Source organism: Variovorax sp. Soil_C_19, from assembly GCF_057657255.1.
Window position 1 is genome coordinate 50,635 of record NZ_JBDGIV010000013.1, and the last position, 21,057, is coordinate 71,691.

Sequence of the window (21,057 nt, forward strand, 5' to 3'; positions counted from 1 at the left end):
TCCAAGTATCCGCGAGTATGCCGGCGGAATTGACGCCAAGTCGATGGCGCGCGTCCATCGCCTGTTGATCGGGGTGCGGATAAAAACTTGGACTGGTTTTACGCCGCAAGCCCAAGGCTCACCCGGTATTCGATAGGGCTGAGAGAGCCAAGAGAACTCATGGCCGCCCGTGTTCCGCCGGCTCGGCGAAGTGCACCACCATCCGGAGGTGGCGGTGCTCATCCACCACCAAGGTCTCGTGCTGGAAATCCTCGCGCTCTCCGCAGCTCGCGATGACCGAACCGATGCCCCGGCACGCTGGCGCGCTCTCCGGCGTCTCCCACCAGCGCCGGAAGTCCGCCGACAACGCCTTCAGGTCCTCGACCAGCGCCACCATGGATGGGTCGTCCGGTGCCACGGCAAGGTCGTAGCGGAACTGCGCGAGCAGCCTGGGCGCATCGTCGTGCCAAGCAGGCAGGCGCCGGCGCATGTCGGGATCGGCAAACACCAGGCGCAGGATGTTGCGCAGCCCATGCGTGCGGGCGCCGAAGCCGAACAGATCGTCGGCCGCCGTGTTCCAGGCAATGACATCCCAGCGCAAATTGGCGACATAGGCAGGCCTTGTCGCCAGTTCGTCCATCAGTGCCTGGATGTGCGGCGTGACGCAGGCACCCTGGTGCGCCTCGGGCGGTGGCGGGCGGTTGTGGGCCAGAAGAAAGAGATGGCTGCATTCGGCGTCGTCGAGCCTGAGCGCGTGGGCCACGCCGAGCAGGAATTTCTCGGACACGCGGATGTCCCGGCCCTGCTCGAACCAGGTGTACCAGGTCAGGCCCACGCCGGCGAGCGCCGCGACTTCTTCCCGTCGCAGGCCCGGCGTGCGGCGGCGGCCCCGCGAGGGCAGCGCGACATCGGCCGGGGTCAGCTTCAGGCGATGCCGGGTGAGAAACGCCGACAACTCGTTCCTGATGCGGCTGAGGCTTCGCTCGCCCATGGCTGTCACTCTTGGCAATAGGATAAATACTTAAATTGTAATAGTGCCACGGGCCGCTGAAGATGCGCTGGCTGACTCAACCCAACGCGAATCGGAGGCGATTTTTGACCGCAATTTGTGATTTGTCTCTTGTGTCCGGACGCCGCGCGGGAGGCCGGGAGTGGACGGGGCTGGCCCTGCTTTCGCTGCCCACCATGTTGCTCGGGCTCGACTTGACGCTGCTGCACCTTGCACTGCCCGCGCTCGCGATGGACCTGCGCCCGACGAGCGCGCAGGCACTCTGGATCGTCGACGCCTATGGCTTCATGATCGCTGGCTTTCTCATCACGATGGGAACGCTGGGTGACCGCATCGGGCGGCGCAAGCTCCTGATGTTCGGCGCGGCCGCTTTCGGGCTTGCCTCCGCCTTGGCGGCCTGTTCGACCAGCGCCGCCATGCTGATCGCGGCGCGCGCCCTGCTCGGCGTGGCGGGCGCGACGCTGATGCCTTCGACGCTGGCGCTGATCAGCAACATGTTCGTCCACCCCCACCAGCGCGCGCTGGCGATCGGGGTGTGGGCGACCATGTTTGCGCTCGGCATGGCGGCCGGGCCGGTGGTCGGCGGCCTGCTGCTGGAGCGCTACGGATGGGGCGCCGCATTCCTCGTGGCGCTCCCGGTCGTCGCGCTCCTGCTCATGGCCGCCCCGCTTCTTCTGCCGGAGTACCGTGCGCCGCAGCAAGGGCGGTTGGATCTGCCCAGCGTCGCGCTCTCGCTGCTGGCCTTGCTGCCGGTCGTCTACGGCGTGAAGCAGATGGCCAACGAAGGGATCGTGGCCGGTGCCATGCTGGCCATCGCGGCAGGCGCGGCCTTCATGCTGGTGTTCGTGCGGCGGCAACGTCGGCTGCGCAGTCCGCTGGTCGACATCGAGCTGTTCTCCAACCGGGCATTCAGCGTCGCCCTGGGGGTGCTGCTGGTGGGCCTGGTCGGTGTCGGCGGGACGATGCTGCTGGTGACCCAGTACCTCCAGCTGGTGGTGGGGCTGTCGCCGCTGGCGGCGGGACGCTGGATGGGGCCGCCTGCCCTCGCGATGCTGATGGCGGGCATCACGGCGCCCCTGCTTGCCAGGCGGATCCGGCCGGGCCACGTGATCGCGGCCGCGCTGGCGCTGTCCGCACTGGGTTATCTGATGTTGAGCCAGCTCGACCGCGGACCGGATGGCCTGGCCCAGGTGACGGCATCGTTCTCCCTGGTGTATCTCGGCCTGGGCACGATCGCGGCGCTCGGGACGGATCTGGTGGTGGGCGCGGCACCGCCCGAGAAGGCGGGGTCGGCGTCGGCCATGTCGGAGACGGTGCAGGAGCTTGGCCTGGCGCTCGGCATTGCAACGCTGGGCAGCCTGACCACTGCGGTCTACCGGACCCGGATGGCCGATCGCGAGGGTGCGCCGCTGGCGCAGGACATCGAACGGGCCGTCTCGGACAGCCTTGCCGGCGCCAGGTCGGTCGCGCAGCTCCTGCCGGACGGCTTGCTGGAACAGGCACAGGCCGCCTTCGTCGCGGGCCTCAACTTGGCGGCTGCGGTCAGCGGCATCGGGATCGCCGTCTTGGCGGGGCTGGCGGCGATCACGCTGCGGCATATCGGCGTCAGCGGCGACACCGGCGAGGGAACGGCTCGATAACGTGGAGCATCAGTCGAAGGTGAGCACACACTCAACACACCGATTGAGAGATCAACTCGCCTCCGTGCTCACATTCCCGCCACGCCCTGCGCCAGCGCAAAGTCCAGCAGCACCCGGTCGGAGGGTTCCTCGGGCCAGGTGGCCTGCGCGAGCCAGCGGTGGAAGGTCGTGGCCGCGATGCGGCTGGCCGGTCCGTCGCGGCGCCAGGCGCGCGCGATCGGTGCGGCGATGGCTGGCAGGCGCTCGGCCTCGAAGCGCGTGCGCATCTCGGCCTGCATGGCCTCGGGCATCTCCTGGTAGAGCCCCCTCGCCTTCTGCATGCGGTCGTTGTCCCAGAGTTCGCGGATCCGGTGCATGCGGTCCTGGCTGTCGAGCACGGGCGCGGGAGGCGCCGCGGCCGGGCCGCCTGGACCGCCTGACGCGGCGGGCTCGGGCTCGCCCTTGACGCCGGCATAGCCCTTCTTGAGGGCGTCCTTGAAATAGGCCGCGGGCGACTTGAGCGTCGGCAGCGCCTGGCTGCGCAGCCGCTGTTCCACATGCTCGAGCGTGGCGCGCAACTGGCCTTCGTCGGTGGTCGCGTAGAGGTCCTGCGCCTCCTCCTGCTTCAGGCCGAGCGCGATGAGCTTGCCGACCAGTTCAAGGTCGAAGACGTTTCGGCTCGGGTCGTCGGCCGTGCCGAGGCGCTGCTGCAGCTTCGGCACGACCCTGAACTGGATCTCCTCGATGCGCCGGCCGCGCTTGTGCTCGATCAGCTCGAGGCTGAAATCTTCGCAGAGCGCCTCGATCTCGGCCAGCGCCTTGCTGATCACGTCGCGCTTGAGGAAGCGGTAGTCGACCTCGGTGATGTCGCTGCGGCCGGTGAGCACGGCGGCCCACCAGAGCACGTCCTCGCGCATCGACAGGCGGCTCGGCGAGGTGAGATAGCGCGCGCCGATCTCGTACAGCACGGCCGCGGGGTAGCTGCGCATCTGGGCGCTGATCTCGAGCAGTACGCGGGTGTACTGGTGCGGCTTGACAAGGCGTTCGCGGATCTCCTCGGGATAACGCCAGGTGATGGTGCAGGGCCGGCCCCTGCCCTGCTCTTCGATCGACACGGTGCCGAGCAGCTGCGAGGAAACCCAGCGCTTCAGGCCTGCGCCGCTGGTCGACCATTCGATGGTCGTGGCCTGCATGTCGCGCAGGTGCGACTTCAGGAGTTCGGTGTTGTTGGAGTTGAAGCGGGCATCGCCGATCAGCTCGCTGAGCGCCAGCTTGTAGACGGGCTCGTCGACGCCCTGTTTCTGCGAGTGGTACAGCAGCGCGTTGTAGATGCGCCGCGACAGCAGCGTGAGCCGGCCCCGCTTCGGGCGGATGGCGATGGCCTCGTTGGCCTTGGCCACGCTCTGCTCGTCGGTGACGGCAGGCGGTTTCGGCGGCGGCCGTGGCGCTTCGCCCTCTTCCATGGGTTTTTCCGGGAGATCGTTTATTTCACATCATGCCGCGGATTTGTGAATGGGTCAATTCACAGGTTCATGCAGCGGTGCCTTGAGACTTTGAAGAAGAACACTTGGGATATTGAAGAGTTGACGGTCCTGTTTCTTCAATGGCGACAGCCACTTGCAAGCGGAACTGTGAGTAGCGCTGGGAATGAGTGTGAGAACGGATGGGATTGAATGTGAGAACGAAAGGGATTTGGCGCCCGCTGATGTGGGAACGGATGGGATTTGATGTGAGTGGACAAGGGGCGCGGCAGGCCCGCAGGGCGCTTGCACACGCGTTGCAGGCGCTGGCGCACCCGCTGGCGTCGCTGGGCGGGTCCCGGGGCACCTCGATCGGGGTTCCGGGGTGCCCTGCGGCAACCGCCCGAGGTCGGAATCCCAATCCTCCTCACCTTGGTCCCCAATCGCTCTCACACTTGGATCGGCGATATGCACGATGTTTATCGCAGATCTTGTTCATTCGACGGATTCTCATAGAATGGCCGGATTCCGTCTAATAAGGCTATTCTCTATGGCGTCGCCCACACCGGCTGCTGGTGGAAACCAGGTTTCCACGGCCCCCCTTCCCGTCGCGCTTGCCTCTCCGCCGCGCGCGCGCATCGACATGGCGCGCATCGCAGCCCTGGCCGCGCGAGCCGGCTCGATGGTCGAGCAGATTCGCGGCCGGCTCCTCGCGCCCGAGGCGCGCAAGATCCCGCCCGTCTACTCTACCGCGCAGCTGGCGGCATTGTGCGGCGTTGACAAGGCGCATGTGGCCTACCGCATCACCAAGGACGATCTGCCGAGCGGGCGCCTCACGCCGGCTGGCGGTAAGCGCAACTTCGAGCTCAGCGAACTGCGCACCTGGACCCGCACCTACCGTGCCGACAAGATGCGTCCCGCGGGCAAGAAGGCCTTCACCATCGCGGTCGGCAACTTCAAGGGCGGCGTCGCCAAGACGACCACCGCGATGGTGCTGGCACAGGGCCTGAGCCTGCGCGGCCACCGCGTGCTGGCCATCGACACCGATCCCCAGGGATCGCTGACCACCCTGCACGGCCTGCTGCCCGAGGCGGAGATCAGCGAGGACATGACGATCGCGCCGCTGTGCGACGGCAGCCAGTCCGACATCCGCTATGCGATCCGCTCCACCTACTGGGACGGCCTCGATCTGGTGGCCGCCGCACCGTTCCTGTTCTCGGCCGAGTTCGCGCTCCCAGCGCGCCAGATGCAGGAGCCGGGTGCGCGGTTCTGGGACGTGCTCAATGCCGGACTCGAGAGCGTGCGCGATCTCTACGACGTGATCGTCATCGATACGCCGCCGTCGCTGTCTTATGTGACCATCAACGGCCTCTGGGCCGCCAACGGGATCATCGTACCGGTGCCGCCGTCGGGCCTCGACTTCGCATCGTCGGCCCAGTTCTGGTCGCTGCTCGCCGACCTGGGCGGCAACCTCGATGCGCAGAGCGGCGAGCGCGCGGGCAAGGCCTTCGACTTCCTGCACGTGCTGCTCAGCCGGGTCGACCCGAGCGACCCGGCCACGCCGGCGGTCCGGCAGTGGATCCAGGCGACCTATGGCGAGTACACGCTGCCCGTCGAGATTCCCAAGACAAGCGTGACGAGCAACAAGGCGGCCGAGTTCGCGACCGTCTACGACGTACAGAAATACGAGGGTGCCGCCAAGACCTACAAGCGCGCGGCCGATGCCTACGACTCTTTCGTCGACCTGGTCGAGCAGTCTGTGGTGAGCAGCTGGGCCGACAAGGGGGAGATGCAATGAGTGCGTCGGCCGATCTCGTGAGCGGCCGGTGTGCCGCCGCACGCGGCGCGTGGAAACCTGGTTTCCACCTGATTCGGGGCGCGGCCGTGGAAACCTGGTTTCCACGCCGGCCCGGAGCGGACGCGGGTCCGCATGCATCGTTCAGTCGCACCACGCGCTCGGCGTGGAAACCAGGTTTCCACTGCAATGGAGGTCCCAATGGCCAGCACGCGTAAACGTCTCGAAGCGCTCACAGCGGGACTCTCGCTTCCGGAGCCCGCTCCGGCCCCCAGCCCGGCTGCAGCGTTTCCGGCTGCCGCGCCGATCCCGCCGGCCATGCCCGGTGCCGCCGTGGAAACCAGGTTTCCACCGGCACAGCCGGGCCAGTTCGCGCCGCGCACCGGTCCGGGCCAGATGCTCGCGTTCCGCGGCCAGATGCAGGCGGTGGAGGGCGAGCTGGCGACCCTTCGGGAGCGGCTTCGGCACTACGACGACTCGACGCCCACGCGCAAGCTCGACCCGTCGAGCATCCGCGCCTCGCGCTGGGCCAACCGGCATCCGGCCTCGTTCGAGAACGCCGAGTTCGCAGGGCTCAAGGCCGACATCGAGCAGGCCGGCGGCAATGTGCAGCCGATCCTCGTGCGGGCGCTGCCGGACCAGCCCGACCGCTACGAGCTGGTCTTCGGCCATCGCCGGCACCGGGCCTGCCTGGAGCTTGGCATTCCGGTGCTGGCGGCGATCTGGGTCGACGAGCTCGGCGACGCCGAACTGTTCGCGGCCATGGACCGCGAGAACCGCGAGCGCGCCGATCTCTCGCCGTACGAACAGGGCGTGATGTACCAGCGTGCGCTCGAGGAGCAGCTGTTCCCGACACAGCGCCAGATGGCCGAGAAGCTCGGCGTCAGCCACACCTGGGTGCGCAAGGCGTTGATCGTGGCGCAGCTACCGTCGGCCGTCGTCGAATGCTTCCGCAGCCCGCTCGAGATCCAGTACCGCCATGCGGAACAACTCAACGCGGCGCTCGACAAGGACCGCCGCAGCGTGCTCAAGCGGGCAGAGAAGGTGCGCGGACAGAAGCTGTTGCCGGCCGTCGTCGTGGCGCGGCTGCTGGGCAACGAGCCCGGCGCGAAGCCGCAGAAGATCGCAATCCAGAGCGAGGGCAAGACCGTGGGCTCATGCGTGCGGGGCACCGATGGTGCGGTGACGCTCACGCTGCTGCCGAGCGTGGCGGCCCAGCCGCCGACGGAGGCGCTCATCAAGGCGATCTCGGAGGTGCTGCAGAAGGTGCAGATGCTTGGCTGAACAAGGGTAGGACCTCGTAATGTGAGTGCCGTTGGGAATTGCCGGCAGTTGCTCGCAGCCCGCAGGTGCGCCGGAGCGGAGGAGGGCAGAGGAGGCGCGATCCGCGGCATGGCGGGGGCTGGGCCTGTCAACCGCGGGCTTTCATGCGCGCGTCGACAAGCCGTCATGGGAATCGAGACGAGCGGCATATGAATGTGTGCGCTAACATCCTTCATTCGCCTTGCCTCCATCCTCCGATCTCCTGCCGTGCCGCGCACTTGGCGCCGGCAATGCAACCAGTCTCTCCGAAACCGGATGCAAGCGGCGCCTCCAGCGCCGGGCCGAAGCAAAAAGAGCCATGCAGATCAACGACTTAGCGCATTTCCCGACATTCGATTCTCGAATCTAGGCCGCAAAGCACCTAGAATAGAGATTGATGATTATGCGATTGCACAATGTCGCCAAAAAGGCGCGGCGCATGCGCCGTGCCCTCCTTTGGCACCGATAGCATTCCCACCCAATGGCTACACCCAACGACAATTTCAGATGACCTTGACGCGGACCTACGATCTGCGCCCGATGCCGGCCCCGGCCGGCGCCCGCCGGGAGCGCCCATGAACCAACCGGCCATGCCCACCCAGGAAGAGCTGCAAAGCCTCGATGACGCCGAACTCGAGCAGCTGGCCGTGGAGTGGCGAGCGCGTGCGTCGCGCGGCGAGCGCGATGCGTACGGCGTGGCTCACGCCCTCGAAGTCGAGCTGCGCCAGCGTGTGCGCGCCAGCAACCTCCAGCAATTGCCACCCGAAGCACCGGTTCCGCCGCGGCCCTGGTGGAAGTTCTGGCAGGCACCGGCCGATTCCAACACCCCCACGTGAAGAAGACCGCGCCGCGCAAACTCCATCGCGGCCATTTCGCGTTCATGCGGGCGCTGGCCCAGGGGGTCGACGAGCGCGCGAGCTGGGAGCGCTACTTGCGCCTCGAGGGCGAGCATGTCGACCTGCGCACGGTGCGGCGCACCATCGCCTGGATCCGAGACGCCTTCGCGGCCGCGGCGCGGCGCGAGCACAAGCCGGGCACCGCGCGGCTGATCCTGCTCGATCCCGAGCGATTCACCGCGTCGCCCGCGCTGCCGAGCCTCGCCGAGTTCGCCGAAGCCCAGGGCCTTGCCGATTTCTCCGAAGCCGAGCAGGTCGAGGCCTACGAGGCCGCCTTTCCGCAGGCGCGGGGCGGCGCAGGGCAGGGCAGTGCGCAGCCCTCGCGCCGCGCGCGCGTCATCGCGCGCCAGCTCGAGGCGCTGCGCTGGCTCGAAGACCTGGTCGCGCAGGACCCGCGGCCCGGCGACAGCGCGGCGGCGTGGCTGCATCCGGCACTCGCCGCACGGCTCGAGCGCGCCGGCCTGCCGACGCTCGAGGCGCTGGTGGCGCGCATCAACCTCGCGGGCGCGCGCTGGTGGGTGCAGGTGCCCGGCGTGGGCGAATCCAAGGCCGCGCGCATCCTCGAGTGGCTGCATGCCCACGAGCAGGTGCTCGGCCTGCGGGTCGGCCCGCATGCGGTGCAGCCGCGCTCGCAGCTGAGCCCTGGCGCGCTGGCGGCCGTGGTGCCGCCCGCGACGGCGCTGGTGCCGTACGAGAAGTTCGTGCTGCCGGCCGGGCTCGACGGGCGCACCGGGCGCTTTCGCGCGCCGCCCGAAGACTGCCTGCTGCAGGCGGCCGACGACCATGAAGCGATCGGCGCCTGGCTCGCCGCAAAGGGCGCAAGGTGCGAAGCCGCCGGCGCGCTGTCGTCCACGCAGCGCTCGTACCGCAAGGAAGCCGAGCGGCTGCTGCTCTGGGCCGTGCTGGAGCGCGGAACGGCGCTGTCGTCGCTCGCGCGCGAGGACGTCGACGCCTACCGGGCGTTTCTGGCCGACCCGCCGCCGGCCTGGTGCGGGCCCCGGCATCACCAGCGCTGGTCGGCGTCATGGCGGCCGCTCGAGGGCGCGCTCACGCCGGTGGCGCTGCGGCAGTCGCTGATCATCCTGCGCAGCCTGTTCGCGTTTCTCGTGGGCCAACGCTACCTGGTCGCCAATCCCTTCGACGACGTGGCACTGCCGCCCGAGCGGCCACTGCCGCTCGGCGCAAGCCGCACGCTGAGCTTCGAACAGTGGGACCACGTCGATGCGCTGCTGCGCGGCCATGCGGACACGCAGGCCGGCCGCCGCCTGCGTCGCGCGATGCGCTGGCTCTATGCCACCGGGCTTCGCCTGGGCGAGGTGACGGCGCTGCGTTGCGGCGACCTGAAGCCGCCCGACACCGGCACGGGGACGGCCTGGACGCTGTCGGTGGCAGGCCGGGGCGCGCGCCGCCGGCAGGTGCCGGTACCGGCCGAGCTGGTGCATGAACTGAGCGAAGAGCTCGCGCGGCACGGCCTCGACCTGCAGGTGGATGCGCCCGGCAACCAGGGCGTGCCGGTGCTCGCGCGCTTCGATGCGCAACTGCGGCCAGTCGCCTGGTCGGCCTCCGGGCTGTACCAGGCGATCAAGGCCTTTCTCGCGCAGGCCGCCGAACGCCTCGAGGGCCAGCAAGCGCAGCAGCAGTTGCGCAAGGCCAGCACGCACTGGCTGCGCCACACGCACGGCGCGCACGCGCTGCGCGGCAGGGAAGGGCAGGCGCCGCTGCCGGTGCAGGTGGTGCAAAAGAACCTCGGCCACGCATCGGCCGGCACCACCGCGATGTACCTGTCCGCGGCGAGGGTCCCGCGGCCTTGAGCAACTCCTGTCTTATAGTCAAAAAGTTACACGTTGCGATATTTCGCTACACACGTAACAATTAACAGCAGTTCGCCGGTCGAGTTCCAGGAGAGAGCGCCCGCAATGGCTTGCTTCTCGTTCTGCAGACCGCCTCTCTTTCTTGCGGCCCTGCCTTCAGCCCATCCGGTGCGGCGCTGCTCATCGACTCCTCCCATGAACCGTACCCACCGCATCGTCATCAATCGCCGCACCGGCGCACGCCAAGCTGTTTCGGAAACCGCGAAATCCTCGAGTGGCGGGCCGCCGGCGCTTCGTGCCGCGCTGCTCCTGGGCGCCACGCTGCTCGGCGCGCTCATGTCGCCGGCCGGCCATGCGCAGACGTGGCTGGCGCCAGTGCCCGGAGACTGGTTCGATGCGGCCAACTGGAGCACCGGCGCCGTGCCGACCCGCAGCGATGACGTGGAGATCTCCACGCCGGGCACCGCGCAGATTACCGGCGGCTTGTTCAGCGCCGAGACCAACTATCTGTCGCTCGGCCGAAGCGCAGCGGGCGGGCTTTCCGTCACCAACGGCGGCATCCTCAATTCGGCCAGGATCTTTATAGATGGCGACGGTGGCCCAACCACGATGCTGGTTGAGGGCGCAGGCTCGCGCGTCGACGTAAGCGGCGGGTTGTTGGTCGGCTTTGCCGGTACCGGGACGTTGACCATCCGCAGCGGCGGCACCGTACGCGCCAGCACCATCGAGGTCGGTCTGCAGCCTGGCGCCCAAGGCACACTCAATCTGGACGTCGGCGGCACGCTGGAGACGGGCGGCCTGTACGCGCTGGTTCCGGCCAACGCGGGCGCCAGCGGCGCCTTCAACTGGTCCGGCGGCACGCTGCGGGTCGTCAACAGCAGTCTCGTGTCCGCGATGGACGCCACGCTCACGGGCAAGGGTTCCACGCTCGATACCAATGGCTTCAATGCGACGATGTCGGGTGCGCTGTCTGGCGGCGGCTCGCTCGTCAAGGTCGGTGCGGGAACGCTCTCGCTCTCGGGCGCCAACACCCACACGGGCGGCACGCGCGTCGAACAGGGCGTGCTCGCCATCGCCAGCGGGTCGTCGCTGGGTGCGGGTGATCTTTCGATTTCAAACGCCGAGGTCCGGGGCGCTGCCTCGACCACCGTGAGCAACACCGTCCGCCTGGCCGGCCCGGCCACGGTATCGGCGGCCGCCGGCACGACGCTGCGATTCGATGGCTACATCGACTACGGCTCGGCGCTGAACATCGGCTCGCTCGGCAACACCGGCATCGTCGAAATCGCAAGCGCAACGGGCTTGTTCTCGCAGCATGACCTGCGCGTCGATTTCGGCACTTTGCGCGCTGCGAGCGCCGCTGCGGTTCCCGCCATGACGAGCAAGGCCCCGACGACCTTCGTGGCAAGCGGCGCGACGCTGGACTTCAACGACCACGCCACGGCCGTACTGCCGGTGCGCAACCTGCAGGGCGCGGGCACGGTCAACACGGGCAGCCAGGCCGCGACGACCCTGGCCGTCGCGGCCGGCGATTTTTCGGGCGCGATCGAGGGTGCGGGCAGCCTGCAGAAGAGCCTTGCCGGCACCCTCACGCTGCGCGGCGCGTCCAGCTACGCGGGCGCGACGCGCATCGGTGCCGGCACGCTGGCCCTCGCTGACAACGGTGCGCTGCCTGCGGGCAGCCTGCTCGACGTGAGCACCGGCGCCACCTTCGATGTGTCGGCCATCACGGGTACTGGCACGGCCGTGAACGCGCTGGCCGGCGGCGGCGCGGTGGTGCTGGGCGCCAAGTCGCTCACGCTGTCGGGCGGCACCAGCTCTTTCTTCAACGGCGAAATCAGTGGCAGCGGCACGCTGCACAAGAGCGGCACGGGCGTCCAGGTGCTCGCCGGCGCGGCCACCCACCTGGGCGGCACGGTGATCTCGGGCGGCACGCTGGCGGTGGAGGGCGATGGCGCGCTGGCGCCTACCGGTTCCGTGCACGTGGAAGACAGCGCCCGCTTCCGCATCCGGCAGGTCGACAGCGGTGCCCTCACGATCGGCGCGCTCAGCGGCAGCGGGCGCGTGGACATGGGCGCGACGACGCTCACGGCGGGCAACGCATCGAGCAGCGTCTTCAGCGGGGAGATCTCCGGCAGCGGCGGCCTCGAAAAGCAGGGCAGCGGCACCTTGTTCCTCAACGGTGTCAACAGCTACACGGGCGCGACCCAGGTGCGCAGCGGGCGCCTGGCGGTGGGCGGCACTGCGGCCGACAGCGGCGCAAGCGTTGCGGGCGCGGTGAACGTCGACGACGGCGCGACGCTCAGCGGCTTCGGCCGCATCGGCGGCAGCGTCACCGTGGCGAGCGGTGGCCACCTGGCCGCGGGCGACCCCGCGGCCGGCAACGGCATCGGTGCGCTGCGCATCGACGGCGACCTGTCGCTCGCGAGCGGCAGCCAGCTCGACTTCGACCTGGGCGCGCCGAGCGGGCTGGCGGCGGTGCCGGGGCAGGGTGACAACGTGGCGGTGGGCGGCAACCTGTCGCTCGGCGATGCCACGCTGAACGTGCGCGATGCGGGCGGCATCGGGCCGGGCCTGTACAACCTGTTCCGCTGGGGCGGCAAATTGTCGATGTCGGGCAGCGGCTTTGCGCCGCCCGCCGGCAGCACGGTGCAGATCCTCACGGGCAGCAAGCAGATCAACCTGATCACCGCCGCCGGCTATACGCTCAACTTCTGGAACGGCAACGGCCTGGCCAGCCCGACCCAGATGGGTGGAGGCAGCGGCACGTGGTCGGCCACCGCGCCCAACTGGGCCGACGAGGGCGGCATCGCCAGCGGCCCGCTCCAGCAGCCGGGCTTCGCGATCTTCGGCGGCGCGGCCGGCAACGTCGTGGTCGACACCACCGATGGCCCGGTCATCGCCAGCGGCATGCAGTTCGCGAGCGATGGCTATCGGGTCTCGGGCGGCACGCTCGCGCTGGTGGCCGACAAGGCGTCGCCGGGCCCGGTCGAAGTGCGCGTGGGCGACGGCAGCGGCGCAAGCGCCGGCTGGACGGCGACGATCGACAGCGTCGTCGCGGGCACCGACGGCCTCGCCAAGACCGGCAGTGGCACGCTCGCGCTCACCGGCACCAACACCTATGGCGGCGGCACCGCGGTGCGCGCCGGCACGCTGCAGATCTCGTCCGACAGCAATCTGGGTGCGGCCACGGGCGGTCTCACGCTCGACGGCGGCACGCTGCGCGCGAGCGGCACGATCACGTCGGCGCGGACGGTCTCTCTCGGCGCCGGCGCCGGCGCCGGCGCAGGTGCAGGTGGCTTCGAGGTCGACCCGACCCGCACGCTCACGCTCGACGGCGAGGTCTCGGGTGCGGGTGCGCTCGTCAAGACGGGGCTCGGCACGCTCGCACTGGGCGCGGCCAATAGCTATGCGGGCGGCACGAACGTCGCTGCCGGGAGCCTGCAGGCGCAAGTGACCGGGGCGCTGGGCAACGGCCCCGTTTCAGTGGCCGGCAATGCGTCGCTCCTGTTCGGCGGCACGGCCGATGCGGGCAAGCTGGCCATCGACGTGGCCGCGCGCGGCGCGCTGCCCACCGACAACGCAGGCTTCGTTCAATTCGGCGACAAGAGTTCCGCGGGCCACGCCCACATCGTCACGCACACCGATGCGTCGGCCGATTTCCGCGACGGCGCGAGCGCCGGCAATGCCGTGATCGAGAACCGCGGCGGGAACACCACGCTCTGGTTCAACGCCACCGCCGGCAAGGCGCACATCACCAATTTCGCCGGCGGCGCGATCAACCTGCTCGACGATGCGAGCGCGGGCGGGGCCACCTTCGTCAACGAAGGCGGCGGCCTGATCGACATCTTCGACCGCGCCACCGCCGACCAGGCCACCGTGGTCAACCAGGCCGGCGGCCGCCTGCGCATCCGCTCGCTCACCAACGACGGCATCGCCATCGGCGCGCTGTCGGGCGCGGGCGACGTGATCCTCGGTGCCAAGGCGCTGACGACGGGCGGGCTGAACACGAGCACCGAGGTGTCGGGCACGATCTCGGGCGTGGGCGGCGCGATCGTCAAGATCGGCAGCGGCACGCTCACGCTGTCGGGCGCCAACACCTACACCGGCGGCACAGCGCTCAAGCAAGGCCGCCTCGATGTGGGCCACGGCCAGGCGCTCGGCACCGGCACGCTCGCGATGGACGACGGCACCACGCTAGGCTTCGCGGCCGATGGCCTGGAGATCGCGAACGCGCTCGCGCTCACGGGCCGGAACGATCCGGTCATCGACACCGGCGCGTTCGGTGGCACGCTTTCCGGCGCCATCAGCGGCGGCGGCTTCATCACCAAGGAAGGCACAGGCACGCTCACGCTCTCGGGCGCGAACACCTACACGGGCGCGACGAACGTGGCAAACGGCACGCTGCGCGCCGGCGCGGCCAACACCTTCAGCGCCGGCTCGGCGCACAGCGTGGCGGCGGGGGCCACACTCGACCTCGCGGGCTTCAGCCAGACGGTGGCGTCGCTCGCCAACAGCGGCACCGTGTCGCTGGCCGGCAGCGCGCCGGGCACGACGCTCACGGTCCGCGGCAACTACGTCGGAAGCAACGGCGTGCTCAGGCTCGGCACAGCGCTCGGCGCGACGGGCCCGTCGGACCGCCTCGTGATCGACGGCGGCGCGGCGACCGGCACCACGCGTGTGCAGTTCGCGCAGCTCGCCGGCCTGGGCGCGCTCACGAGCGGCAACGGCATCGAGGTGATCACGGCGCAGAACGGCGCCACGACCACCGCGCAGACCACCCGGGATGCGTTCGCGCTCGAAGGCGGCCATGTCGATGCGGGCGCCTACGAGTACCGGCTGCACGCGGCCGACGCTGCCGGCGCGGGCGAGAACTGGTACCTGCGCTCGACGCTCCCCGGCGCCACGCCGGAGGTGCCCGGCGAGCCCGGTGTGCCGAGCGCGCCGAGCATCGTCCCCATCGTCACCTACCGCGCCGAAGCCTCGCTCTACGCCGCGCTGCCGAACCAGCTGCGCCAGAGCAACCTCGCGATGCTCGGCGATCTGCGCAGGCGCGTGGGCGACGACGACGTGAAGGGCACGGCCGCGCTGACGACCGGCACCGGGCGCCGCGCGTGGGGGCGCGTGCTCTCCGCCGACCTCGACATTCGCCAGGGCGGCACGGTCTCGCCGACCAGCAAGGGCGATCTCACGGGCTTCCAGGCCGGCACCGACCTGCTGGCGACGCCGAACTGGCGCGCCGGTCTCTACGTGGGCCAGCTCGATGGCGACGCGACGGTGAACGGCTTCGCGAGCGGCGTGGCCGGCCTGTACGCGGGCCGCAACGACCTGCGCAGCCAGTACTTCGGCGTGTACGGCACCTTCACCGGCGACAACGGCTTCCACGCCGATGCGGTGGTGCAGTCCGGCCGCCACAGGTACACGGTGCGGCCGGGCTTCGGCAGCGGAGTGGAAGGCAGGGGCAACAGCCTGCTCGGTTCGATGGAAGTCGGCCAGGCCTTCGCGCTCGGCGCGGGCGGCTGGCAGATCGAGCCGCAGCTGCAGCTGATTCACCAGCACCTCGACCTGGACGACGCGGCGATCGCCGGCGCGGTGGTGCAGCCGCGCGCAGACAGCGGCTGGATCGCGCGCGCGGGTCTGCGGGTCAAGGGCCACGTCGACACGGGTATGGGCACGCTTCAGCCGTACGGCCGCGTCAACGTCTACAGGACGTCGAGCGGCACCGACCTTGCGCAGTTCGTGAACGGCGTCACGCGCACCGGCATCGCGGCGCCGAGCGGCGGCACGAGCACCGAGCTCGCAGGCGGCTTCACGCTGGCGCTCGGCCAGCGCACCAGCATCTACGGCGAGCTGGGCAAGCTGTGGTCCTCGGGCGGCGCCAAGGTGAAGAGCGCGGTCAACGGCACGCTCGGCGTTCGGGTCAAGTGGTGAGGCCGTGGCGCCGCACGGAGGCGCCGCGGGTCACGGCCTTGCCTGTGCCTCGGCCCGGCGGCGGCCACCGACGGGCCGCGCAACCCACAGCAGCGCAGCCAGTCCGGCCAGTGCCAGGCCCGCCAGCACCGCCAGATGCGGCAGCACGTCGTGCAGCGGTGCGCCCATCTGGTTGAGCCGCAGCGACGCCTGGATGCCGGCCGTGCTCGGGAAGATCCAGCGCAGCACCTGCAGTGGACCGGGCAGGGCCTCGACCGGCCAGGAGAAGCCCGACAGGAACGCCATCGGCAGGGCGGTGAACAACAGCACCTGCAGCGCGCGCTCGCGGTCGCGCAACCAGCAGCTCAGCAGCAGGCCGAGCGTGCAGATCGCGGGCACGTAGAAAGCCAGCAGCACCAGCGCGCCGAGCGGATTGCCGCCGCGCGGGTAGTCCTGCAGCCAGAACACCCAGCCAAAATAGAAGAGCCCGCTCAGCAGGCCGAAGCCTGTGAGCGCAGCGAGCCGGCCGAGCCAGGCGCCCGCGGTGGCGCGCAGCCGGCCGGCCTCGGCCCAGGTGCCCGCGAGCATCGCGCAGCCCATCAGCAGCGTCTGCTGCAGGATCAGCAGCGCGACCGCCGGCACCACGTAGCTGCCGTAGCCTTCGGTCGGGTTGAACAGCGCCACCAGCTCGGTGTCGAGCGGGCTGCGGCTCGCCGCCGCCTGCAGCGCGCCCTGGCCGCCGGCCTGCAGCTTGCGGATCTCGACGCCGGCCGAAACCGTGCCGACCGCTTCCGAGAAGCCGTAGAGCACTGCCTTGTTGAGCAGCGCATAGGCGCCGTTGCCTTCGATGGTGACCACCGCGCCGGCACCGCGCAGCACGTCGCGCTTGAGGTCGGCGGGCAGCAGCGCGTAGCCCTCGATCTCGCCGCGCCAGAGCGCCTGCTGCGCCGCGTGCAGGTCGCCGGTGAGCATGCGCACGTCGAGCCGCGGGTTGGCCTGCGCGAAACGCGTGACCTGGCGCGACAGCGCACTGTGGTCCTGGTCGACCACGGCCACCGGCACGCGCGTCACCGCCTGGTCGCCATAAGGCCACGGATAGAAGAAGCCGTAGATCAGCGGCGCGAGCAGCATGATCAGCAGCACGCCCTTGTCGCGCAGCACGGTCCGTGCGGTGTCGCGGAAGGCCTCGCGCATCAGCGGCCTCCCCATGTTTCCGGCGCACGCGCGGCACGTGCCAGTGCCACGGCGGAGGCGGCCAGCAGCAGCGCGGTGGCGAGCGCCATCCAGAGCGGCGCCGCCAGCGAGTACATGAGCGGCGCCCCCATCTGGAGCTGCTCCATCTGCACCCGGATGTAGTGCGTGTACGGCAGCAGCAGCGCCCAGGCCTGCGCAAAGAACGGCATCGCGACGAGCGGGAACCCCACGCCGCCGAAAGCGAAGGCCGGCGCCGTGATGAAGCCGGTGGCCGACAGCGCGGTGCGCAGCGAGCGCGTGATGCCGGCGGCGAAGGCGCCGAGCGCGATCGACAGCGCCAGGAACACCGCCAGCGCGAACAGCGTCCATCCGAGCGAGCCGGCCGGATGCCAGCCGCGCCCGCCAGTGACCCACAACATGCCGGCGATGCCCACGGCCGCAAGGCTCGCGAACGGCAGTGCGAGCTTGCCCGCCAGCGCGGCCAGCGCTTCGCGCCAGCGCGGCGCGGCACCGAGCCATGCACCGAGGCTGCGGTCGCGCAGCTCGCGGCCCACGGTCCAGGCGCCCGCGGTCATCGCCAGGATGTGCAGCAGCGCCGGGATCAGCGCGGCGCCGAGAAACTGCTCGTAGTCGAGCGAGGTGTTGAACAGCGCCACGGTGCTGGCGCGGATCGGCTCCATGCTGCGGCGCGCGCCGGCCATCGATTCGCCGCGCTTGTTGCGCACGGCCAGCTCCACGCCCACCGACACGGTGGCCACGGCGGTGCGCACGTCGCGCTGGATCAGGCTCGAGTGCGTGCCCAGCTGCGCGTTGTGCAGCAGCACCACGTGTCCGGTGCGCCCCTGCTTCACGTCGCGGCTGAGTTCACGCGGCAGCTGCACCGCGGCATCGACCGCGCCGCTGGTGAGCGCACGCGCCATGGCGGCCTCGTCGGCGTACTGCTGCGTGACGCGCAGGCCGGGGGTCGCCTCGAGAAAGCGCACCAGCTGGCGCGAGAGCGCGGAATGGTCCTGGTCGAGCACGCCGATCGGCAGGCGGTTCGGCAGGCCGGCAGAAAAAATCCACCAGATGAGCGTCACCGCTAGCAGCGGCACCCAGCTGACCATGGCCAGGTCCCAGGGCCGCGTGCGCAGCAGCGCGAACTCGCGCCGGGCACTGGCTGCAGCGAACCCGCGCATGGTGTTGACCGGCCCTAGTCGACCAGCACGCTCATGCCCGGCCGCGCACCGGCGATCGGCTGCAGCGGCCGTGCGCGGACTTCGAAGGTGCGCACGTCGAAGCCCGCGCCGCCGCGCGTGGCGCGCCAGGTGGCGAAGTCGGGCAGGGCGGCGCTGTAGTGCACCTTGAAGCGGGCGCTGCGTGCGGCCTCGGGCAGCGCAGGCAGCACCGCATCGAACTCGCTGCCGACGGCAAAGCGCGCGAGCCGGTCCTCGCGCACGTTGAGCACCACCCACTGGTCGTTGAGGTCGACCACCGTGACCACGGCCACGCCCTGCGGCGACAGCTCGCCGACCCGGGCCAGCACCTTCGCGACCTCGCCCGCCACGGGGCTGCGCAGTTCGGTCTCGGCCTGGGCCGCCTCGGCCTCGGCGAGCACGCCGGTGACCTGGCGCACCTGCGCGTCGGCGGCGGCCTTGTCCTCGGGTCGGGCGCCGATGCGTGCCATGTCGTACTGGGCCTTGGCCGCAAGGGCCGCGTCGCGCGAGGCTTTCCAGTTGGCCTCGGCCTCGTCGCGCTTCTGCTCGGCCACCAGGCCTTCGCGCGCCAGCCCGTCGACGCGGCGCAACGAGGTTTGCGCGAGCTGCGCGGCGGTTTCGGCGCGCTGCCACTGCATGCGCGCCATCTCCACTTCTTGCGGCCGCGCGCCGTTCTGCGCCTTGCGTGCCACGGCCTCGGCGGCCTGCTGCGCCGCGGTGGCCTGCGCGATCTTGGCCGCGACCTCGGGGCTGTCTATGCGGATGAGCAGCGCACCGGCCTGGATGCGATCGCCTTCCTTCACCAGCACCTCGGCGATGCGGCCGGTCACCTTGCCGGCGATGTCGGTCTCGCGCGCTTCCATCTGGCCCTGGAACACCTCGGGCGGCGGCTGCGCCGCGCGCCAGAAGCCCCACACCAGCAGCACGAGCAGGCCCAGCGCCAGGCCGATGGCGATCAGTCGGCGGGTCTTGGCACTTGTTGTCATTGGTCGTTCACCCTCAGGTCGGCGCGTGCGATGTAGTCGGAAAATTTCTCGGACAGGCCCGCGCTCTCGAGCAACTGCGCGAGCGCCTGCACGTAGTCGTTCGCGGCCTGCGCGCGTTCGGTCAGCACCTTCGCATGGTTGGTCTCGGCGTCGATCAGGTCGAGCGTGGTGCTGGTGCCCTCGCGCAGCCCGGCCACGCGCAGCCTGCGCACTTCCTCGGCCAGGTCGATGGCGGCCTGCATGCCCAGGTATTGCCGGCGCGCGTTCTCCAGCGCGCGCCAGTTGCGCTCGACCAAGAGCGAGATGTCGCTGCGGGCCTGTGCGCCGGTGCGCTCGGCCTGCTCGACCTGCTTCTGCGAAGACGCCGCGAGCGCGTCGCGGTCGACCGCGTCGTAGAGCGTCCAGCGCACGCCCAGGCCGGCCACCCAGTCGGCATTGCCGCTCTTGAGCTGGCGCGTGCCGAAGGCGATGACCTGCGGCCGGCGCAGCGCCTCCTCGCCTTCGTGCAGCTGCTCGGCCTGCATCTTCTTGGCCGCCACCTTGCCGAGGCCCGGATGGCGCAGCAGCGCCGCGTCGATGAAGTACGACAGCGGCTCGACCGGCTGGCTCGACACGAAGAGCGGCGTCTGTGGCGCGATCATGCCCTCGGCGCGCACCGTGCGCGCAAGCGCCACGGCGGCCAGTGCGGCATCGTCCTCGGCCTTGCGCGCATTGCGCCGTGCCTCTTCGTAGGCGGCGCTGGCCTGCAGCCTTTCGACGCGCGAGATCACGCCGGCCGCGAGCATCTTCTGCGCCGCCGCGTCGTGCTGCGCGATGGTGCGCTCGGCCTGCGCCCGCAACATGGCGGCGCGCTGCGCGAGCTGGGCGCCGAAGTAGCGCTGCACCAGCACCGTCTCGACCTCGTGGCTGGCTTGGTCGGCGTCGGCTTCGGCCTCGCGCGTCTGGGCCGACACGAAGCCGCGCACCGCCTCGGTCGCGCCGCCCAGGTAGATCGGCCAGACGGCCGACACCGACGCGTTGGCGCCGGTGTCGTGCCGGTTGAGCGTGTAGCTGTTGGGCAGCTGCGGGATCGGCACGCGCGCGACCAGGCCCTGCAGCGATGAAGGCAGCGCCTGGCCGATCTGGCCGATGCGCTGGTTGAGCGGATCGAGGTCGAGGTTCAGGTTGGCGTTGTATGCATAGGCCAGGCCCGAAACGCTCAGCACCGGACCGCCAAGGCCCTTGAGGCCTTCGCCCTGCAGTTGCTTCGACTCGACGCCGGCGCGCGCGGCCGCGAGCTTGTCGGAACGGTCGCGCATGCGCGCACGCGCGGCGTCGAAGCTCATCGAAAGGGTTTCCTCCTGGGCCTGCGCATGCGCGGCGCCGGCGGGCGCCAGCGCCGCCACGGGCAGCATGGCCGAGACGAGAAGAAGAAGGGCGCGCGGCGACATGGCCGCCATCGTATCGCGGCGCACGGGGCGCTCGTTTGTGCGGTGCGCGGCCGGTTTGGCGCCAGAATGCGGGCATGACCCGAACGAACGATCCGCAGGAGACCGCCGAATACATCCCCTTCGAGGAGTTCCGCCAGGGACTTCCGCAGGGGCGCTTCCGGGTCATCGTCAATCCCAAGCTGGCGGCGCCCTTCGTCTCGCATCGCACGTACGCCACGGTGCTCGCGATGGCGCTCGTCGGCCCCGGCATCGCCGCGGCGCTTGCGGGCCATCCATGGCTCGGCGGCGCACTGGTGGCGGCCGGCATTCTGCTGCGCTGGTCGGTCCGCACCCAGGCGCCGCGCATCCTGCTGCACCTGGCCACGCGCGTGCCTGCCGTCTACGAACAGGCCGCCGAGCATGGGGTGATGGAAGTGCGACGGACCTAGCAGGCACCGCCGCGGCAGCGCGGCTGCGCCACGGCTGAGCGC

At 70.2% G+C, this 21,057-nt stretch carries 13 protein-coding genes; 7 read left to right on the plus strand and 6 right to left on the minus strand.

The features are described 5' to 3' along the window. Positions 1 to 157 precede the first annotated feature (157 nt). Positions 158 to 970: a helix-turn-helix transcriptional regulator gene (locus AC3A6R_RS21320; RefSeq protein ID WP_487865509.1), complete on the minus strand. Its 813-nt coding sequence runs from the start codon at positions 968 to 970 to the stop codon at positions 158 to 160. A 194-nt stretch (positions 971 to 1,164) separates the two neighbouring features. On the opposite strand from AC3A6R_RS21320, the gene AC3A6R_RS21325 reads away from it, so the two are divergent. Further along, a complete protein-coding gene (locus AC3A6R_RS21325) occupies positions 1,165 to 2,628 on the plus strand; it encodes an MFS transporter (protein WP_487865510.1) in 1,464 nt (487 codons plus the stop codon). Between the two features lie 68 nt (positions 2,629 to 2,696). Here AC3A6R_RS21325 and AC3A6R_RS21330 read toward each other — a convergent pair whose 3' ends face one another. Beyond that, positions 2,697 to 4,070, minus strand: coding sequence for a RepB family plasmid replication initiator protein (locus tag AC3A6R_RS21330; protein ID WP_487865511.1), 1,374 nt, complete (start codon positions 4,068 to 4,070; stop codon positions 2,697 to 2,699). A 640-nt stretch (positions 4,071 to 4,710) separates the two neighbouring features. On the opposite strand from AC3A6R_RS21330, the gene AC3A6R_RS21335 reads away from it, so the two are divergent. The 5 genes from AC3A6R_RS21335 (at position 4,711) to AC3A6R_RS21355 (ending at position 15,802) form a co-directional block, all read left to right on the plus strand. After that, the gene (locus AC3A6R_RS21335; RefSeq protein ID WP_487860158.1) at positions 4,711 to 5,865 is read left to right on the plus strand and encodes an AAA family ATPase; all 1,155 of its coding nucleotides are present in this window, start codon (positions 4,711 to 4,713) and stop codon (positions 5,863 to 5,865) included. A 198-nt stretch (positions 5,866 to 6,063) separates the two neighbouring features. Then, positions 6,064 to 7,146 carry a ParB/RepB/Spo0J family partition protein gene (locus tag AC3A6R_RS21340; protein ID WP_487865512.1) on the plus strand — a complete coding sequence of 361 codons (1,083 nt, stop codon included), beginning with the start codon at positions 6,064 to 6,066 and terminating at the stop codon, positions 7,144 to 7,146. 593 nt (positions 7,147 to 7,739) lie between these two features. After that, the gene (locus AC3A6R_RS21345; RefSeq protein WP_487860156.1) at positions 7,740 to 8,000 is read left to right on the plus strand and encodes a hypothetical protein; all 261 of its coding nucleotides are present in this window, start codon (positions 7,740 to 7,742) and stop codon (positions 7,998 to 8,000) included. Beyond that, complete coding sequence (locus tag AC3A6R_RS21350; protein ID WP_487860155.1) at positions 7,997 to 9,871, plus strand: site-specific integrase; 1,875 nt, start codon at positions 7,997 to 7,999, stop codon at positions 9,869 to 9,871. Before AC3A6R_RS21345 ends, AC3A6R_RS21350 begins: the two co-directional genes overlap by 4 nt. Positions 9,872 to 10,066: 195 nt before the next feature. Continuing rightward, positions 10,067 to 15,802, plus strand: coding sequence for an autotransporter-associated beta strand repeat-containing protein (locus tag AC3A6R_RS21355; RefSeq protein WP_487865513.1), 5,736 nt, complete (start codon positions 10,067 to 10,069; stop codon positions 15,800 to 15,802). A gap of 30 nt (positions 15,803 to 15,832) precedes the next feature. Here AC3A6R_RS21355 and AC3A6R_RS21360 read toward each other — a convergent pair whose 3' ends face one another. From AC3A6R_RS21360 to AC3A6R_RS21375, 4 genes are read right to left on the minus strand one after another with little or no spacing between them, the layout of a single operon-like run. Continuing rightward, positions 15,833 to 16,975, minus strand: a complete 1,143-nt coding sequence (locus tag AC3A6R_RS21360; protein WP_487865514.1) for an ABC transporter permease — start codon at positions 16,973 to 16,975, stop codon at positions 15,833 to 15,835. Continuing rightward, on the minus strand, positions 16,975 to 18,153 hold the full coding sequence (locus tag AC3A6R_RS21365) for an ABC transporter permease (protein WP_487865515.1): 1,179 nt from the start codon (positions 18,151 to 18,153) through the stop codon (positions 16,975 to 16,977). The genes AC3A6R_RS21360 and AC3A6R_RS21365 overlap by 1 nt, the downstream gene beginning before the upstream one ends. Before the next feature lie 14 nt (positions 18,154 to 18,167). Beyond that, complete coding sequence (locus AC3A6R_RS21370; RefSeq protein WP_487865516.1) at positions 18,168 to 19,157, minus strand: HlyD family secretion protein; 990 nt, start codon at positions 19,155 to 19,157, stop codon at positions 18,168 to 18,170. Next, positions 19,154 to 20,611, minus strand: a complete 1,458-nt coding sequence (locus AC3A6R_RS21375; protein WP_487860150.1) for a TolC family protein — start codon at positions 20,609 to 20,611, stop codon at positions 19,154 to 19,156. The genes AC3A6R_RS21370 and AC3A6R_RS21375 overlap by 4 nt, the downstream gene beginning before the upstream one ends. Before the next feature lie 50 nt (positions 20,612 to 20,661). Between AC3A6R_RS21375 and AC3A6R_RS21380 the strand changes: the two genes are divergently transcribed. Continuing rightward, on the plus strand, positions 20,662 to 21,015 hold the full coding sequence (locus AC3A6R_RS21380) for a hypothetical protein (RefSeq protein ID WP_487860149.1): 354 nt from the start codon (positions 20,662 to 20,664) through the stop codon (positions 21,013 to 21,015). The last annotated feature ends 42 nt before the right edge of the window (positions 21,016 to 21,057 follow it).

What these genes read in the sequence shown, in the direction of transcription:
- AC3A6R_RS21320 (WP_487865509.1), bottom strand. Translation starts at nt 970, where the DNA reads ATGGGCGAGCGAAGCCTCAGCCGCATCAGGAACGAGTTGTCGGCGTTT.
- AC3A6R_RS21365 (WP_487865515.1), bottom strand. Translation starts at nt 18,153, where the DNA reads ATGCGCGGGTTCGCTGCAGCCAGTGCCCGGCGCGAGTTCGCGCTGCTG.
- AC3A6R_RS21335 (WP_487860158.1), top strand. Translation starts at nt 4,711, where the DNA reads ATGGCGCGCATCGCAGCCCTGGCCGCGCGAGCCGGCTCGATGGTCGAG.
- AC3A6R_RS21380 (WP_487860149.1), top strand. Translation starts at nt 20,662, where the DNA reads ATGACCCGAACGAACGATCCGCAGGAGACCGCCGAATACATCCCCTTC.
- AC3A6R_RS21325 (WP_487865510.1), top strand. Translation starts at nt 1,165, where the DNA reads ATGTTGCTCGGGCTCGACTTGACGCTGCTGCACCTTGCACTGCCCGCG.
- AC3A6R_RS21355 (WP_487865513.1), top strand. Translation starts at nt 10,067, where the DNA reads ATGAACCGTACCCACCGCATCGTCATCAATCGCCGCACCGGCGCACGC.
- AC3A6R_RS21360 (WP_487865514.1), bottom strand. Translation starts at nt 16,975, where the DNA reads ATGCGCGAGGCCTTCCGCGACACCGCACGGACCGTGCTGCGCGACAAG.
- AC3A6R_RS21340 (WP_487865512.1), top strand. Translation starts at nt 6,064, where the DNA reads ATGGCCAGCACGCGTAAACGTCTCGAAGCGCTCACAGCGGGACTCTCG.
- AC3A6R_RS21370 (WP_487865516.1), bottom strand. Translation starts at nt 19,157, where the DNA reads ATGACAACAAGTGCCAAGACCCGCCGACTGATCGCCATCGGCCTGGCG.
- AC3A6R_RS21330 (WP_487865511.1), bottom strand. Translation starts at nt 4,070, where the DNA reads ATGGAAGAGGGCGAAGCGCCACGGCCGCCGCCGAAACCGCCTGCCGTC.
- AC3A6R_RS21345 (WP_487860156.1), top strand. Translation starts at nt 7,740, where the DNA reads ATGAACCAACCGGCCATGCCCACCCAGGAAGAGCTGCAAAGCCTCGAT.